The sequence below is a fragment of the Mycobacterium sp. genome, from assembly GCF_052145595.1.
Taxonomy (GTDB): domain Bacteria; phylum Actinomycetota; class Actinomycetes; order Mycobacteriales; family Mycobacteriaceae; genus Mycobacterium.
The window spans coordinates 1-14,630 of sequence record NZ_JBKQOI010000023.1 but is presented as its reverse complement, the minus strand read 5'-3'; the positions used below and the strand labels follow the sequence as shown (position 1 = coordinate 14,630).

The 14,630-nt window shown below is 65.2% G+C and carries 11 protein-coding genes and 1 pseudogene; 8 read left to right on the top strand and 4 right to left on the bottom strand.

What is annotated here, in order from left to right; translation table 11 throughout:
- From ACLP4W_RS01740 to ACLP4W_RS01725, 4 genes and pseudogenes are all read left to right on the top strand, one after another.
- Positions 1-1,481, top strand: a 1,481-nt coding sequence (locus tag ACLP4W_RS01740; RefSeq protein ID WP_442383512.1) for a bifunctional 3-(3-hydroxy-phenyl)propionate/3-hydroxycinnamic acid hydroxylase, incomplete at its 5' end; no start/stop codon positions are given.
- A gap of 10 nt (positions 1,482-1,491) precedes the next feature.
- Positions 1,492-2,337 carry an alpha/beta fold hydrolase gene (locus ACLP4W_RS01735; protein WP_442383510.1) on the top strand — a complete coding sequence of 282 codons (846 nt, stop codon included), beginning with the start codon at positions 1,492-1,494 and terminating at the stop codon, positions 2,335-2,337.
- Between the two features lie 19 nt (positions 2,338-2,356).
- Positions 2,357-3,358, top strand: a complete 1,002-nt coding sequence (locus tag ACLP4W_RS01730; RefSeq protein ID WP_442383508.1) for a VOC family protein — start codon at positions 2,357-2,359, stop codon at positions 3,356-3,358.
- Positions 3,359-3,658: 300 nt separating this feature from the next.
- Positions 3,659-5,154: pseudogene (locus ACLP4W_RS01725) on the top strand (bifunctional phosphatase PAP2/diacylglycerol kinase family protein).
- A gap of 466 nt (positions 5,155-5,620) precedes the next feature.
- Here the strand turns inward: ACLP4W_RS01725 and ACLP4W_RS01720 are convergent.
- Positions 5,621-6,703 carry an IS110 family transposase gene (locus ACLP4W_RS01720; protein ID WP_442383506.1) on the bottom strand — a complete coding sequence of 361 codons (1,083 nt, stop codon included), beginning with the start codon at positions 6,701-6,703 and terminating at the stop codon, positions 5,621-5,623.
- A 23-nt stretch (positions 6,704-6,726) separates the two neighbouring features.
- Between ACLP4W_RS01720 and ACLP4W_RS01715 the strand changes: the two genes are divergently transcribed.
- Together ACLP4W_RS01715 and ACLP4W_RS01710 are read left to right on the top strand one after the other, a co-directional pair.
- Positions 6,727-7,197, top strand: a complete 471-nt coding sequence (locus ACLP4W_RS01715; protein ID WP_442383504.1) for a 3-hydroxyacyl-CoA dehydrogenase NAD-binding domain-containing protein — start codon at positions 6,727-6,729, stop codon at positions 7,195-7,197.
- Between the two features lie 263 nt (positions 7,198-7,460).
- Positions 7,461-8,336, top strand: coding sequence for a 3-hydroxyacyl-CoA dehydrogenase family protein (locus ACLP4W_RS01710; RefSeq protein WP_442383502.1), 876 nt, complete (start codon positions 7,461-7,463; stop codon positions 8,334-8,336).
- Positions 8,337-8,780: 444 nt separating this feature from the next.
- On the opposite strand, the gene ACLP4W_RS01705 is transcribed toward ACLP4W_RS01710, so the two are convergent.
- Positions 8,781-10,202: a phytoene desaturase family protein gene (locus ACLP4W_RS01705; protein ID WP_442383500.1), complete on the bottom strand. Its 1,422-nt coding sequence runs from the start codon at positions 10,200-10,202 to the stop codon at positions 8,781-8,783.
- On the bottom strand, positions 10,199-12,007 hold the full coding sequence (locus tag ACLP4W_RS01700; protein ID WP_442383498.1) for a DUF3556 domain-containing protein: 1,809 nt from the start codon (positions 12,005-12,007) through the stop codon (positions 10,199-10,201). Before ACLP4W_RS01700 ends, ACLP4W_RS01705 begins: the two co-directional genes overlap by 4 nt.
- Before the next feature lie 138 nt (positions 12,008-12,145).
- On the opposite strand from ACLP4W_RS01700, the gene ACLP4W_RS01695 reads away from it, so the two are divergent.
- The gene (locus ACLP4W_RS01695; protein ID WP_442383496.1) at positions 12,146-13,444 is read left to right on the top strand and encodes a PucR family transcriptional regulator; all 1,299 of its coding nucleotides are present in this window, start codon (positions 12,146-12,148) and stop codon (positions 13,442-13,444) included.
- 51 nt (positions 13,445-13,495) lie between these two features.
- Here the strand turns inward: ACLP4W_RS01695 and ACLP4W_RS01690 are convergent, their stop codons facing one another.
- Complete coding sequence (locus ACLP4W_RS01690; protein WP_442383494.1) at positions 13,496-13,672, bottom strand: hypothetical protein; 177 nt, start codon at positions 13,670-13,672, stop codon at positions 13,496-13,498.
- A 323-nt stretch (positions 13,673-13,995) separates the two neighbouring features.
- On the opposite strand from ACLP4W_RS01690, the gene ACLP4W_RS01685 reads away from it, so the two are divergent.
- A complete protein-coding gene (locus tag ACLP4W_RS01685) occupies positions 13,996-14,592 on the top strand; it encodes an HdeD family acid-resistance protein (protein WP_442383492.1) in 597 nt (198 codons plus the stop codon).
- The last annotated feature ends 38 nt before the right edge of the window (positions 14,593-14,630 follow it).

The window sequence follows — 14,630 nt, the reverse complement described above, 5'->3', positions numbered from 1 at the left end:
ACCTTTTGGGCCAGATGGGCCTGAACGTCGTCGTGGTGGAACGCGATCCCAACATCTATGCGCGGGCGCGGGCCATCTCCACCGACGAGGAGGTGGTGCGCATCTGGCAGCAGGTCGGGCTGGCCGACCGGCTCAACGCCGACATGCAACCCGGGAACGGGGCCAACTTCGTCGACGCCAACGGCGTACCGTTCGTGCGACTGCTGCCGGTGTCCAGAGGCAATGGACACCCACCTCAGCAGTTCATCTATCAGCCCGCCCTGGAAAAGGTGCTGCGATCCGGGGTCGACCGCTTCCCCAACGTCTCTGTTCTTCTCGAGCACGAATGCCTGCGGGTCATCCAGCGCGATGATCACGTCGAGTTGATGCTCGCCGATCTCAAGGGCGACGAATTCCGGCGAATCCGGGCCTCTTACGTGATCGCCGCCGACGGCGCGTCCAGCCCCATCCGCGGCCAGTTGAGCGTCGGCTATTCGGGCCGCACCTACGGCGAGCGCTGGATCGTCATCGACACCAAAGTGCTCAAGGAATGGACCGGCCATGACCGGCTTCGGTTCCACTGCAACCCGGCACGGCCCACCGTGGACTGCCCCACTCCGTTAGGTCATCACCGCTGGGAGTTCCCGGTGCGCGACGACGAGGACGAGAAGGACCTGCTGTCCGAGGACGCGATCTGGAAGGTGCTCGGCGACCAGGGAATCACCGAGGAAAACGTGAAGATCCTCGGCTTCGCCTGCTACAGCCACCACGTCCGGTTCGCCGACCGCTGGCGGGTGGGCCGGGTCTTCCTGGCCGGCGACGCCGCGCACGCGATGCCGCCGTGGATCGGTCAGGGCATGTGCGCCGGCGTGCGCGACGTGGCGAACCTGTGCTGGAAGCTGGGCGCCGTGCTGCGCGGGTCGCTGCCCGAATCCGTGCTCGATTCCTACCAGGCCGAGCGGCTGCCACACGTGAAGGACGTGACCACCCGCGCGGTCAAGACCGGCAAGTTGATCATCCAACGCAAGCCGTGGCGCGCCACCGCACGCAACCACATCTTCCGCACCGCCAGCAAGGTGCCCGGCTTCACCTCATGGTTGCGCCAAAACCGCTGGCTGCCCGATGCGCATTACCGCAAGGGACTGCTGGCACACAACGGCAACGGCGCCGTCGGCTGGCTGATCCCCCAACCGTGGGTGGTCGACGAGAAGGGCGACGCAGTCCGCCTCGACGACGTCATCGGCGGCCGCTGGGTGGTCGTGCATCTCGGCCCCGCGTCCGATTGCCAGGCCTGGCGGGCAGCTGGCGTGCCGGTAGTGAAAATCCTTGTGCCCGGCAGCAAGCCGAGCGCCGACAGCGTTGTGGACGCCGACGGCATGCTGACGCGCTGGTTCGACCAGAAGGGCGCGTCGGTGGTGGTCGTGCGACCCGACGGTTTCGTCTACGCCGGCGCCGCCGAAGGCCAACCGCTGCCGCCACCCCCGACCGGCTTCAAGGCATAGAGGAACAGCAATGACCAGCAACACCATGACCGAACGAACCGTCCGCGTAGACGGCAAGGACATCTTCGTCGCCGAGGCCGGCACCGGTCCGCCCATAGTTCTGCTGCACGGCGGCGGACCCGGCGCGTCGGGCGTGTCGAATTATTCCCGCAACATCGACGCCCTGGCGGAACACTTCCGCGTCCTGGTGCCCGACATGCCGGGCTACGGCCGCTCCGCCAAGGGCGTCGACCGCCGCGATCCGTTCGGGTACCTCGCCGACCACATCCGCGGGATGCTCGACGAACTCGGCATCCAGCGGGCTCATCTGGTCGGGAACTCCTACGGCGGTTCTTGCGCACTGCGACTCGCCCTGGACACCCCGCAGCGGGTCGACAAGCTCGTGCTGATGGGGCCCGGCGGCGTCGGAACCACGCGCGGGCTTCCCACCCCGGGCCTCAAGAGCCTGTTGTCGTACTACGGCGGCGACGGGCCGACCCTGGACAAGCTGCGCACGTTCATTCGGACGTATCTGGTGTTCGACGGCGATGCTGTACCTGAATCGTTGATCGAATCCAGGTATGCGGCCTCGATCGACCCCGACGTCGTCGCCAACCCGCCGCTGCAACGCCCGGCGGGGCTGGGCACGCTGTGGCGAATGGACTTCACCCGCGACAGCAGGCTCAGCACCCTCGAGACGCCGACGCTGGTGATCTGGGGACGCGACGACAAGGTCAACAAGCCAAGCGGCGCAACGATGCTCGCGGAGCGGATGCCCAACGCCGACGTCCTGATCACCGCCAACACCGGCCACTGGGTGCAGTGGGAACGCGCCGACTTCTTCAACGCCGTCACCACCGCATTCCTCACGCCCTAAAACCTTTCTAGGAGATTCGATGTCCACTGATCTGTTCGGCAACGTCCACCTGGGCTATGCCGTGATCGAAACGAACAAGTTCGACGACTGGAAGCGCTTCGGTCGCGACGCGATCGGCATGCACTGCGACGACATGGCACCCGACGCGATCCGATTCCGCTTGGATGCCAACGAATGCCGCATCCTGCTGCGGCGGGGACCGGCCGAGGACGTCGACGCGCTGGGTTGGCACCTCGACGACCACGCGACCTTCGACGAAATCAATCGCCGCGTCATCGACCACGGGGTGCCCGCCGTTGAGGGCACCGAGGAGGAAGCCAAGCTGCGAGGAGTCGAGCGCTTCCTGCGCTTCCCCGGGCCCAACGGGCTGACCCAGGAGATCTACACCACCGCCCGCACCGCACCCCTGCCCCTGCAAATACCCGGCACCGGATTCGTCACCGGCGCAGGCGGACTCGGTCACGTCGCCCTCTTCACGAAGAAGCCTCACGAGGTCCGCGGCTATTACAACCACGTCTTCGACGCACGCCTGTCCGACTACATCGACGAGACCATCAACGGCATGAGGCTGAAGATCCGATTCCTGCGCGTCAACGAACGCCACCACTCCGTGGCGATCGCATCGGTGAACGCCTTGCCCATCAACCCGATCCGCACCCGAGTCCAGCACGTCAACGTCCAGGTCGCCACACTCAACGACATGGTCACCTCCTACCAGCGCGTCAAAGAACTGGGATTCCACATGGCCCTGTCCGTCGGCCAACACACCAACGACAAAGAACTGTCGTACTACGCGATGACCCCTTCGGGATTCGAATGGGAGGTCGGATGGAATCCGATCGTCGTCGACGAAGCCACCTGGAAACCCACCACCCACCAGGGCATCAGCATCTGGGGCCACACCCCGGAAGGGCAAACCGTCATCGACAAGCTCAATCAGTTCGCGGTTGCCGCGCGCTCCCTGCTTCATCGCGAAGACACCGTTGTGGCGTTGAGCACACCTGGGATCGCCGACGACTAGCGGCAGACGAATCGGCGCCGGGCTCGTCAGAATGACGTGACGTCTGAGCGCGCATCGATGACTTTGGACTTCTACGCAGCGGGCTATGAGCACCGAGACGATGACGCAAGAAGCCGACCAACGGCGAAGTGTCGGAGGACCGATATGACGGCCATAGCCGACGATCCACCTGCTTTCGACCGGCCACGACGCCGACGTAGTCTTCGTTTCCGCAGCCGTCGAGCGTCATTCTTCTCCTCAGGGGCGCGGCCCACGGAGGATGGTCGTGCGCTGACGGGTGTCGCCGATGGCGTTGGATGAATGAGCATGTGGCGGGGGCGCACATCGCGCGGGGTGCGCGAAATTACCCGGGGCCTCGGCATTCTCGACGCTGAGGTGTTTGAGGCGGTCGCGAACACGCCAAGTCCGCTGCTAGACAAGGCGATGCCGGCGCTGACCCGCGCCGCCGATCACGCCAAGCTGTGGCTTGCGATCGCGGCAGCCATGACAATGTCGGGCAATCGGTCGGCTCGTCAAGGCGCCGGCCGTGGCGTAGCCAGCCTGGCGGTGACAAGCTTGGTCACCAACCAACTGGCTAAGCGCATCTGGCGGCGACAGCGGCCCCCTTACGGGCTCGTTCCGCTCGTGCGGCGCCTGCAAAAATACCCGAAATCGCATTCGCTGCCCTCCGGTCACGCCGCCAGCGCTGCCGCCTTCGCGGTCGGCGTCGGAGTGCAAAATCCAATATTAGGGCTAGTGATGGCGCTACTTGCTGGCCTTGTCGGCTTATCGCGCGTCGCAACCGGCGCTCACTACCCCAGCGACGTCTTGGCGGGCTTCGGCATCGGGGCGTCAATCGCCGTATTGGGCGCGCGGGTGGTCCCCCCGATCGTCGAGCACAACCTCCCACCGCCGACCCACTGCACGTCGAGATGCCGCCCCGACCCGACGGCGCGGGCCTAGTCCTGGTCGTCAACCCCGCGTCGGGCAGCGGAACGGGACACCGCGTCATCGGCGAAGTACGAAGGGAACTGCCGAAAGCCGAGATCATCGAACTCACCACGAACGACAGCTTGGAGGCGGTGCTCCGCGCGGCGGCCGAGCGTGCCGAGGTGCTGGGCATCGGAGGTGGCGACGGAACCGTGGCGTGTGCTGCCGCGATAGCGGCGGACATGGGCCGCCCGCTCGCGGTTTTCCCGGCCGGCACGTTCAACCACTTCGCCAAGGACATCGGCTGTGATCATGAAGCCAAGACCATCCGGGCGATCCGGGAGGGCACCGTTTCGTGCGTCGACCTGGTGTGCTTCAACGGCGCCCAGATGGTCATTAATACCGCAAGCATTGGTGGCTATCCGAGATTCGTGCGGACGCGCGAACGGTTTGAACACAAGATCGGCAAGCCGGCGGCAGCGGTCTACGCAATGTTTCACACCTTGCGCCACGAGGACGCGGTGCCCATCCGCTACGACAACAAGACCATGAAGACATCACTGTTCTTCCTGGGTAACTCGACCTACGTGCCGTCCGGCTTCGCGCCCGTGCAGCGAAACCGGATGGACACCGGGCTGATCGATGTGCGGATCCTAGAGATCGGCCGCCGGTTGAGCAGGCTTCGCATCATGACGGCGCTCATGCTTGGGCGGCTGGAACGGAGCCGGCTATATCACGAGCATCATGTCCCCGAGTTCAGCTTCACCTCTGTTGACGGACCGACCGCCGTCGCGCTGGACGGCGAGGTAGACGGCTACCACGACCACGCGAGCTTCAGCGTCCGCTACCGGGTTCTTCGGGTGTTTTGCCCGCGGCGGGATCGGTGAGTTCACTTGAAATGTCGGACAAGTCCGTTGTCTTTCCGGCACAACCGTACAGTTCTAGGACTGCCATGAAGATGGAAAAACCGGTCCGCCGTTTTGATGGGAATGTTGCAAACCCGCAGGCAGAAGGTTCGGCGTCCGCCACGCGGTTCGGGAACCTGATATGTGAGCAAGGTTGTCAAGGGGGCAGGAGAAAGTTGTCCCGATTGGAGCCAGGGCTGAGTTGGGGTTGGCTGGCCCGGTCGTGGCGTCGGCGGTCGTTGCTCACGACGGTGGTGTCAGGCTGATATGCGCGGGTTGGGTACCGCATGACGATGGTTCGGATGTGAACGTTACTGCGATCTACAGTCGAGCGTCGGACATGATTGGCTATCAATCATGTTGTGGCTCATAGGTTCTTGACAGGTTGGTTCACTCACCGCGCCGACTCCTGCTGCACCGGGCCAGCCAAGTATGTGGAGTCGGCTGGCTACTGCAGGGTTGCCAGCGACCAGCACCAGCCGGCGAGCTCGCGGGCGATCGCGACATTGGCGACCAAAGGATTCTTGCCGCGTTCGGTGAAGGACCGCCAACGCTGGTTGAGCCGTCGGTTGCCCGCGTGTCCGCGTGCCCTCAATGCGGGCTCCACTTTGGCCCAGCGGGCCCGCATCGTGGGCCCAGAGGTGCTGTAGGACTTGCGGTGATGCCAGGCCGCCTCGATCAGCAGTCGGCGCACGTGAGTGTTGCCGGCCTTGGTGATCGACCCGTGGACCCGGGAGGCTCCCGAGGAGTATTCGCAGGGAACCAGCCCGACATAGGCGCCGATCGAGGATCCGGTGAACCGGGACCAGTCACCGATCTCGACGGTCAAAGCCAGACCGGTCAGCGCGGAGATGCCCCGGAGGCATCCCAACCGGTTGACCGGGTCGGCGAACCTAGGCGAGGCGGCCACCTCCCCGATCTGCTCATCGAGGCGATCCCGCGCCGCGGTCGCTGATAGGACAGCGTCGAAGTAGTGGTCGAATGCCGCCGCCTGATGGACGTCGTCGAACCGCTGCCGGCGCAGCCACAGCTCATGGATACCGGTCCAAGGGGTCCCACCCGAGTACACGATTCCCTGTCGCAGAAGCATTTTCGACAACCGGTGGCGCACCCGCATCAGATCGGCGCGCGCATCTTCGCGGGCCCGCACCAGATCGCGGACCGCCTCGATCTCCCGATCGGGGACCATCACCGCCGTGATCTCACCAAGACGCAGCAGCCTCGCCAGGTGCGCGGCATCGCGGGCATCGGTTTTCACTCGATCCCCGGCCGGGCGCTGCAACTTCGACGGCGCCGCGACCACACATTCCATCCCGGCATCACTCACCGCCCGTGCCAACCCGAACCCGGTTGGGCCGGCCTCATAGGCCACCCGCACCGGCGCCCGCAGCTGATGCAACCAGCCCAGGATCTCGCCGTGATCCGGGCACAACCGCGCCCGAGCGACCTTGCCTGTCTCCTCGTCGACGGCGTGCGCGACCACTGAAAGCGCGTGCACATCCAACCCGACACTCGTACCCTGAACAATCACCGGAGGCCTCCTGATCTGCAAATGTGGCTCTACCAGCGCGAGTGTTCACCCACGCCGGCAACCCACGAATCGTTTTGCAGCACGAGGCCTTCGGCCTCGCTAGCCCCCATACCGTCTACAGCAACCCGGGGGGGACCGTACGAATCTACAACCGGCGTGCCGAACAGCTCGCCGCCGCGACGCAGTACATGACGGACGCTTTGCCAAGGGTCGTGGCCGACCGAGGCTCCGGCGAAGTGGGCGTCGCGACGGCCACGGGGTGCCTCGACGAGGCGTTGGACGGTGCCTGGCTTGCCGTCGAGTCCGTTCCGGAAAAGCTCGAGATCAAGATTCCGCTGTGGCGCCAGATCGACCAGGCGGCGCCGCCGGACGCCAGCTTCGCGACCAACTCGTCGTTGTATCCGTCGCCTCTGATGGCCGAAAATGTGGGGACAAACGCCGTTTGTGCAACACACACTTTTAGATGCCACCGGAGGCCAACGCGGTTGACCTGATGTCCGACGGGACGACGCGCGTGGCTTCTTCGGGCCTTCTGGCGCGGCCCGACCGGGATCTGGCTGGTTAGTCTCGCCACAACCCTGTAGACGATACCGGGCGACCGTGGTGGTGCGGCGCCAGTCGTCACAGACGACCGATTCGACGTCGAGCTCGCACTGTTGATCTGCCATAGCCGTGTTGTCTACCAGAGACAACAGTCTGCCCATCTTTGTCGTTTGGCGACGGACCCGGGCACGCAGCCGGGGCTTAGCATGCGTATGTGACTCGCTCGTACACGTACACTTTCGAGGACATCCAGAACCGCCCGGTCGCGGTGATCGGAGCGGGAACGCTGGGTCGCCGTATCGCGCTGATGTTCGCCAGCCGTGGCGGAACCGTGCGGATCTTTGCCCCACGCGCTGAACAGCGCGCCTCCGCGGTCCACTACGTGACGGAGACCCTACCGAAGCTGGTGGCTGACCGAGGCTTTGGTGAAGTGGGTGGCGCGACGGCCGCGGGGTCGCTCGAAGAGGCGTTGGACGATGCGTGGCTTGCCGTCGAATCCGTCCCGGAGAAGCTCGAGATCAAGATGGCAGCGTGGGACCAGATCGACCAAGCGGCGCGACCGGACACCATCTTCGCGACCAACTCGTCGTCGTACCCGTCGCGCCTGATGGCCGGGTATGTACGGGACAAATCCCGGTTGTGCAACATGCACTTCTACATGCCGCCCGAGGCCAACGCGGTCGACCTGATGTCCGACGGTGAGACCGACCGCGGCCTGCTCGACACCCTACTGACCGTGCTGCCCGAGTTCGGCGTCCACCCCTTCGAGGCGCGCCGGGAGTGCACCGGCTTCATTTTCAATCGCATCTGGGCGGCCATCAAGCGCGAGTCGCTGGCCGTGGTCGCCGAAGGCGTGGCCCGCCCAGAGGATGTCGACGGGATGTTCAAGAGCAACCTGGGCGTGCCGGCCGGGCCGTTCCAGATGATGGACGCGGTCGGGCTCGACGTGGTGCTCGATATCGAGAACCACTACGCCGAAGAGTTCCCGCACCTGCCGAAGCACGTGCGGGACTTGTTGCAGTCCTATGTCGATGCCGGCAAGCTCGGCGTCAAGACCGGCGAGGGCTTCTACACCTATCCGAAGTCCTGAACCGTTACTTCGCGTTGGACCGGACAATCAACTGTCCTGTGGTGAGCGCCTGCTGGGTGCGTTGAGCGGCGGCGGCCGGGTCGATGGTAGTCGTGTCGATCACGTGGTGCTCATAGGCTCCGAGGTCCAGCGAATTGGCGATATATGGCCTGGATCGGTTCGGTGGTGGTAAGCGCATCATGGACCGCGGTTTCGTCCGCGGTGCAGGGTGGTGACCTCGTCCGGATGCAGGACAAGGTAGTGGATCTGCTCAGGTGCGGGATCTAAGGCCGCGCAAAAGCGCTGCATGAACCAGGGTCCTACGATGCCGTCCACGATCAACGTGATGGGCGCCGTTGGCGTAGGTGGCCGCCGCGCGCGAGCGCGGCGATGCCAGCTGGCCGTCGCTGGTTCAACGCGGGCGTAACGCCACGGCGAAAACCGCGAGGGCGGTTCGCGGTGGCGTTACGCCCGCCGAGCCAGGTAGGCAAGCGCGAGCTTGGCGGCGTTGGCGCCGCACATGCCGTGGGCGCCTGGCCCCGGTGGCGTGGCCGCCGAGCAGATGTACATGCCCGGGACTCCAATGCTATACGGTGACAACGTAATTCGTGGCCCGAACGTCAGCTGACGAACGTCCTTGGCGCCGGTCATGATGTCGCCTCCGACGTAATTGGGGTTGTAGGTGGCCATCTGCGTCGTCGACCGAACTGCCAACCCGATGATGCGTTCGGCGAAACCGGGGGCGAACCGCTCGATCTGGGCGATGATCGCCTCGGTCGCGTCGCCGGTATAGCCGTTCGGGACGTGCGCGTAGCTCCACACCGGATGCGTCCTGCCCACCGAGCGTTGCGGATCGGCCAGATACTGCTGACCAACCAGCACGAACGGCCGTTCGGGCATGCGTCCGGCGTGGATCTCGCGCTCGGTCGCGGCAAGTTGGGAGTAGGTGCCGGCCAGGTGCACCGTGCCGGCCCGATGGGCGTCCGGGTTCGTCCAGGGCACGCCGCCCTCGACGGCGAAATCGACTTTGAACGCACCGGGGCCACGCCGGAACTTGGTAAAGGCAGCCGAAACTCGGCGCGGAAGACGGTCCCCGAGGATCCCCGCGACCGCACTTGGCGCCAGATCGAACATCGTGACGTCCGCCGGCGGCAGCTGCGACGCCGTTCGGACCCGGACACCAGTCTCGATCTTGCCGCCCAAATCGCCCAGCAGCGCCACCATCGCGTCGGTGATCGACTGCGATCCACCCTCGGCCACCGCCCAGCCGTGCCGGTGGCCGGCCGCGATGATGCCCATCCCGATAGCGGAGGTCATCGGGTAGTGCAGCGGCCGGAAGGCGTGGGCCGCAACACCTCCGAACAACGCTCGCCCCTCCTCGGTGCGGAACAGCCGGGCGAACGCGGACCCAGGAAGCACGGTGGGCGCGCCGAACCGGGCCAGCATCAGCGGATGATGCGGGAACCGCAGCAGGGGCCGCATGATGTCCTCGCTGAGCGCGTCGAACCGGGCCGCCGGGTAACCGAACGCCAACCGCCACCGCCGTCCGTCGCGACCGAGACCGGCCGCGGTCGCCTCCACCGAGCGGCGCAGCACGCCGGCGCTGCCCCCGTCGAGGGGATGCACGCAATCGATCTCCGGCCAGCGCCACGTCAGGCCGTACCGCTGCAGGTCGAAGCTGCTCAGGAACTGCGAGCCGACGGCCATCGGATGGATCGCCGAGCAGTGGTCGTGCAGCAGGCCGGGGACGATCGCCTCGCCGCTGCGGGCGCCACCGCCGACCTCGTCGGCGGCCTCGAGCACGGTGACCTGCACGCCTTCGGCGGCAAGGGAGATGGCGGCGGCGAGCCCGTTGGGCCCACCGCCCACCACCAATGCGGTACTCATGCCAGCGCTCCGTGACCGTGGTCCTGATCCTCCCGGACGGCAGCCGGCTTGGTGCCGCGCAGCGACCAGCTCACCTGAGTCGGGATGGGGCCGTTGGGCAGCCAGGGCTGTTCGGCGACCGCGTCGGCCACCTTCCAGGTGCCGCGTTCGACGACCCCGAGCGCGGCGTCGATGAGCTGGTAGTGCTGGACCCCGCTGCCGAAGGCCTCCGACTCCACCCAGGCGATGACGCACTCGCCCGGTTCGAAGGCGGCTTCGCTCTGCACGGCCTTGATCAGGTCTGCATTGTGCAGGTGGCCGTCGCCGAAGTTAAATCCGATCAGCGAGTTGCAGACGAACTCACCCTCGCGCACGGTGCGGGTGTCGAGGTCGGGCAGGTGCGTCAACAGCAGCGAGAACAGGCCCCGGCCCTGGCTGTGCATGGTTCGCCACGCAGTCGTCTTCTGCAAGGTAACCTCCGCCCACTTCGGCTCGTAGCCGGCCGCGATGAACTGGTCGATCTGGTTTGACGCCGAGCGGGTGACCCGGTTCAGCTTCTGCTCGGCACCGGGCACGAAGGTCCACACCGCCGAGGCCCAGTTCCCCGCGTACTGCCGCATCGCAGGCAGGAAGGACACCTTGTCCGGGCGCAGGTTGCCCAGCACCGGGTAGAACAGCAGCCCCGCGGCGATGACGAGAGCCAGCCACGGCGGCGACATGTTCCACGGGGCGTATCCGTCGCGGTTCGGGAAGCCGATAAACAGGAAGATTGTGGTGTAGCCGAAGACCACGTTCCATTCCAGCGGCACCGCCAGCGGGAAGGTCGAGATGATGAACAGGTGGAAGCCCACCATCAACAACGCCGCTACCAGCGTCACCCACTTATTCGTGGAGAAGAACAGGACCAGCGGAGCGATGATCTCGACCGTGGTGCCATTCACGTGCGCCATGAAGTCCGCCAGCCGCGATGGCCGCATGTCGCGCCCGAAGTCGCGGTAGTGGGCCCGCCGCACCCATTTGGGCGCGAAAATTGTATTGCTGACCATCGGCGGAATGACGTTGGAGAAGTGCTTACCGAACTTCGAGAAGCCGGCGCCGACCCAAACCACCACAATGACCATTTTCAGCGCGATGATCATGTTGACGAACGGCAGCACGGCGAAGATGACCATGACCGGCAGGTACTGCTCGCCACGGGCGGCCAGGAAGATGGTCTTGTCCCGCAGACCGATCAGCACCAGCAGCGCGATCGGCGCGATCAGCAGGGCCGGGTTCACCAGACCGGATGTGTTGTCGGGCACCGCCTTCGACAGCGAGTCGCTGTGCACGCCCGGCGACAGCAGCGGGACGGCCAGGCTCACCAGCAGTGCCAGGTAGAGCGCGATATCGAACCAGGTGCGCTGGTCGCCGTTGGTGAACGGCACCCACTTCCACGGGCGCAGCCGGATGGTTCCCGGCCGGGCCCAGAACAGGATGCCGCCGGTCATCGGCTTGACCTTGCCGGCCAACGGCCCCCAGGAGCCTGCCACACCAATGGCTTCGAGCAGCACAGTCCACAGGATGACCTTCTGGTAGACGATCGGTTGGTTCCACCATTCGGACACATGCCAGAAGGCGGGCAGCCCCGACGTCAACGTGGCGACCGTGATGCCGCCGATCGCGAAGAAAACGACCAGCTTCACGATGTAGATGGTGTGGATCATCCTGGGCGAGCCAAAGCCGTTTTCGGCCCAGTCGATGGCGAGGATCCGCATCCGCTCCATCAGGGGCTTCTGCAAGAAGGTGTCCGGATCGACATCTGGAAGATAGGGCTTGGTGAATCCCATTTGAGTGGCTCCTTTGACAGTTGTTTGCCGAGGGTGGCGCCCACATTAGGAATTGTGCGCCTCGTGACACAGTCGCGTATCAACAAAACCGCGCGGCGGTCTTATCGCCGGGCGACAACCACGTCTAACGTCATTGGGGTGAAGAAATCGCACCTCGACAGCGATGTCGGGGTGAAGAGTTACGTCGCCGAGGTCGCCGGCCGATTGCACGGACGGGTGGCCGAGGTGTCCTCGGAGCTTCGTCGCTCCCTCGAGGAGCAGATCCCGGAGCTGCGCGGCGATCCAGCGCTCGTGGAGTTGCTCGGGACCAGTGTCGAGGGCAACGTGGATACGCTCCTGCACGCGTTGCGCTACGACATCGCAGTCGAGCGAGTCGAGGCCCCCACCGCAGCGCTGGAGTATGCCCGCCGATTGGCACAGCACGGGGTGCCCGTCAACGCGCTGGTGCGCGCCTATCGGCTCGGTCAGCGCTGGATGAATGAGGCGGTTTTCGCCGAATTGCGCACGATCGACATCCCGGAACCGATGAGAGTGGAGGTGATCGAGGCGATCACCGCTACGATGTTCGGGTACATCGACTGGATGTCGCAGCAAGTCGTCGCCGTCTACGAAGACGAACGCGAACGCTGGCTGGAGACCCAGAACAGCCTTCGCGCCCTGCGGGTGCGTGAGGTTCTGGCCGCGAACAAGGCCATCGATGTCGATGCGGCAACCACGTCGATCCGTTATCCGCTGCGGTGGCACCATCTCGGGCTCATCATGTGGTACCCGGACCCGGGCTCCGAAGGCGACGACCTTGCCAGGCTGCAACGGTTTGTTCGCGAAATGGGCGAAGCCGCCGGCGCCGGTGCCGGCCCGCTCTTCGTTGCCGCCGATCGAAGCTGTGGGTGGGGGTGGCTGCCGTATCGCGCCGCGGTGACCGACGCCGCGGATGTCGTTGCGAAGGTCCGCCGGTTCGCGCTGACCCGCCCGGACTCGCCGAGTGTGGCAATGGGGACGATTTCGAGCGGAATCGAAGGCTTTCGCCGCTCACACCGGGAGGCGGCCGACGCCCGCGGTGTCGCGATCGTCCGAGAGCGGCCCAATTCATCGACGCCGACGGTTATCGCCGCCACGGATCCGGGGTTGTCCGTGGTGGCGCGTCTCGGTGGCGACGTGGTCGGCACCCGCGAATGGGTGGCGGCCGTGCTGGGCGACCTTGCCGGCGACAACGAGAACGACGCGCGGCTGCGTGAGACGTTGCGGATGTATCTGGCGTGCGGTTCCAGCTACAAGGTGGCCGCCGAGGAACTCAACTTGCACTTCAACTCGGTGAAGTATCGCGTGGGCCGCGCCGTCGTCCGGCGCGGCCGCGAGATCGGCAGCGACCGGCTCGAAGTCGAACTCGCGCTGCTCGCGTGCCACTGGTACGGCCCCGCGGTTCTGCAGCCCAAATGATCAGGCCCGCACCTGCTGGTGCGGGCCCGGTCGGGTGGCGCGGTGCAGACGTCACGCCATGGCGGGAACGGCGAGATGCGGGGATGCCGTGCGCCGCGGGAAGTTCGCCGCAACGCGCTCTTGAGTGCTGGTCCGCGCCTGGCCGGTGAGGAGGTGGACAGCGGTGATGAGCGCCGGCAGGAGCACGGGGGCCAGGACAATCAGGATGATGAGAGCGGGCAGTAGCATGGTTTCACCTAGGTTTCTCCGCGAAGCGGTACAGTCGGAATCGGGCGTGGTGCTTGATAATTCGACCCGGCTGGATCGAATCATTGGGTTCGTCGCAAAACGTACCGACGCCACCGCGGTGCGGTCATGTCCTGAACCAATCAACTTGCGACGCGTTCTTGTCTTCCGGCGACAATTTGGTCGCGGAGGGGCCCAGCTACCGCGCGTCCGCGCACCATACATCAGCGGTTTCAGCCCGACATTGTTCGCGATACCTATGCGCGATGCCGAATTGTGTCACGAAGGACATTTTCTTTACGTCGATTCTGATTAATGATATTGGAATGACAACTAGCGAAAAGACTGTTTTCGAAGGTCCACTGCAGCAGCTTGCTCGCAGCGCGTGGCAGTTGCTTCTGCTCATCGGTGTCACGTCGGTGGCACTCGGTGTCATTGTGCTGGTCTGGCCAGGCAAGACACTGTTGGTGGCGGGTGTCCTGTTCGGCATCTACCTGGTGGTATCCGGGGTCGGGTATGTGTTTGCCGCCTTCGGCGCACACGCCGGCGCCGCAATGAGAGTGCTAATGTTCCTTACCGGTGTCGTGTCGCTGGTGCTGGGTTTCTTTTGCTTCCGCGACAGACTCGAGTCGATCCTGCTTTTGGCCCTGTGGATCGGCATTAGCTGGGTGTTCCGCGGGGTGACCCTGCTCGCCGCGGCGTTATCCTTCGACCACCTGCCCGGACGCGGTTGGCAGGCGCTCGCCGGTGCGATCATCATTATCGGCGGCGGGGTGCTGATCATCTCCCCGCTGGATTCGATCGGGATCTTGACCCTGGTCGCCGGCTGGTGGCTGATCGTCATCGGCATCATCGATGTCATCGACGCGTTCCAGGTTCGCCACCGGGCGAAACACGTGGCTGAAAAGCTCGGGGCCGCTTAAGGCAGTCGCCGCTCGACCTCGAACGCCAGACACAGCTC

Coding starts and splice junctions, on each gene's coding strand:
- ACLP4W_RS01700 (WP_442383498.1), bottom strand. CDS start 12,007: ATGGGATTCACCAAGCCCTATCTTCCAGATGTCGATCCGGACACCTTC.
- ACLP4W_RS01735 (WP_442383510.1), top strand. CDS start 1,492: ATGACCAGCAACACCATGACCGAACGAACCGTCCGCGTAGACGGCAAG.
- ACLP4W_RS01690 (WP_442383494.1), bottom strand. CDS start 13,672: ATGCTACTGCCCGCTCTCATCATCCTGATTGTCCTGGCCCCCGTGCTC.
- ACLP4W_RS01685 (WP_442383492.1), top strand. CDS start 13,996: ATGACAACTAGCGAAAAGACTGTTTTCGAAGGTCCACTGCAGCAGCTT.
- ACLP4W_RS01705 (WP_442383500.1), bottom strand. CDS start 10,202: ATGAGTACCGCATTGGTGGTGGGCGGTGGGCCCAACGGGCTCGCCGCC.
- ACLP4W_RS01730 (WP_442383508.1), top strand. CDS start 2,357: ATGTCCACTGATCTGTTCGGCAACGTCCACCTGGGCTATGCCGTGATC.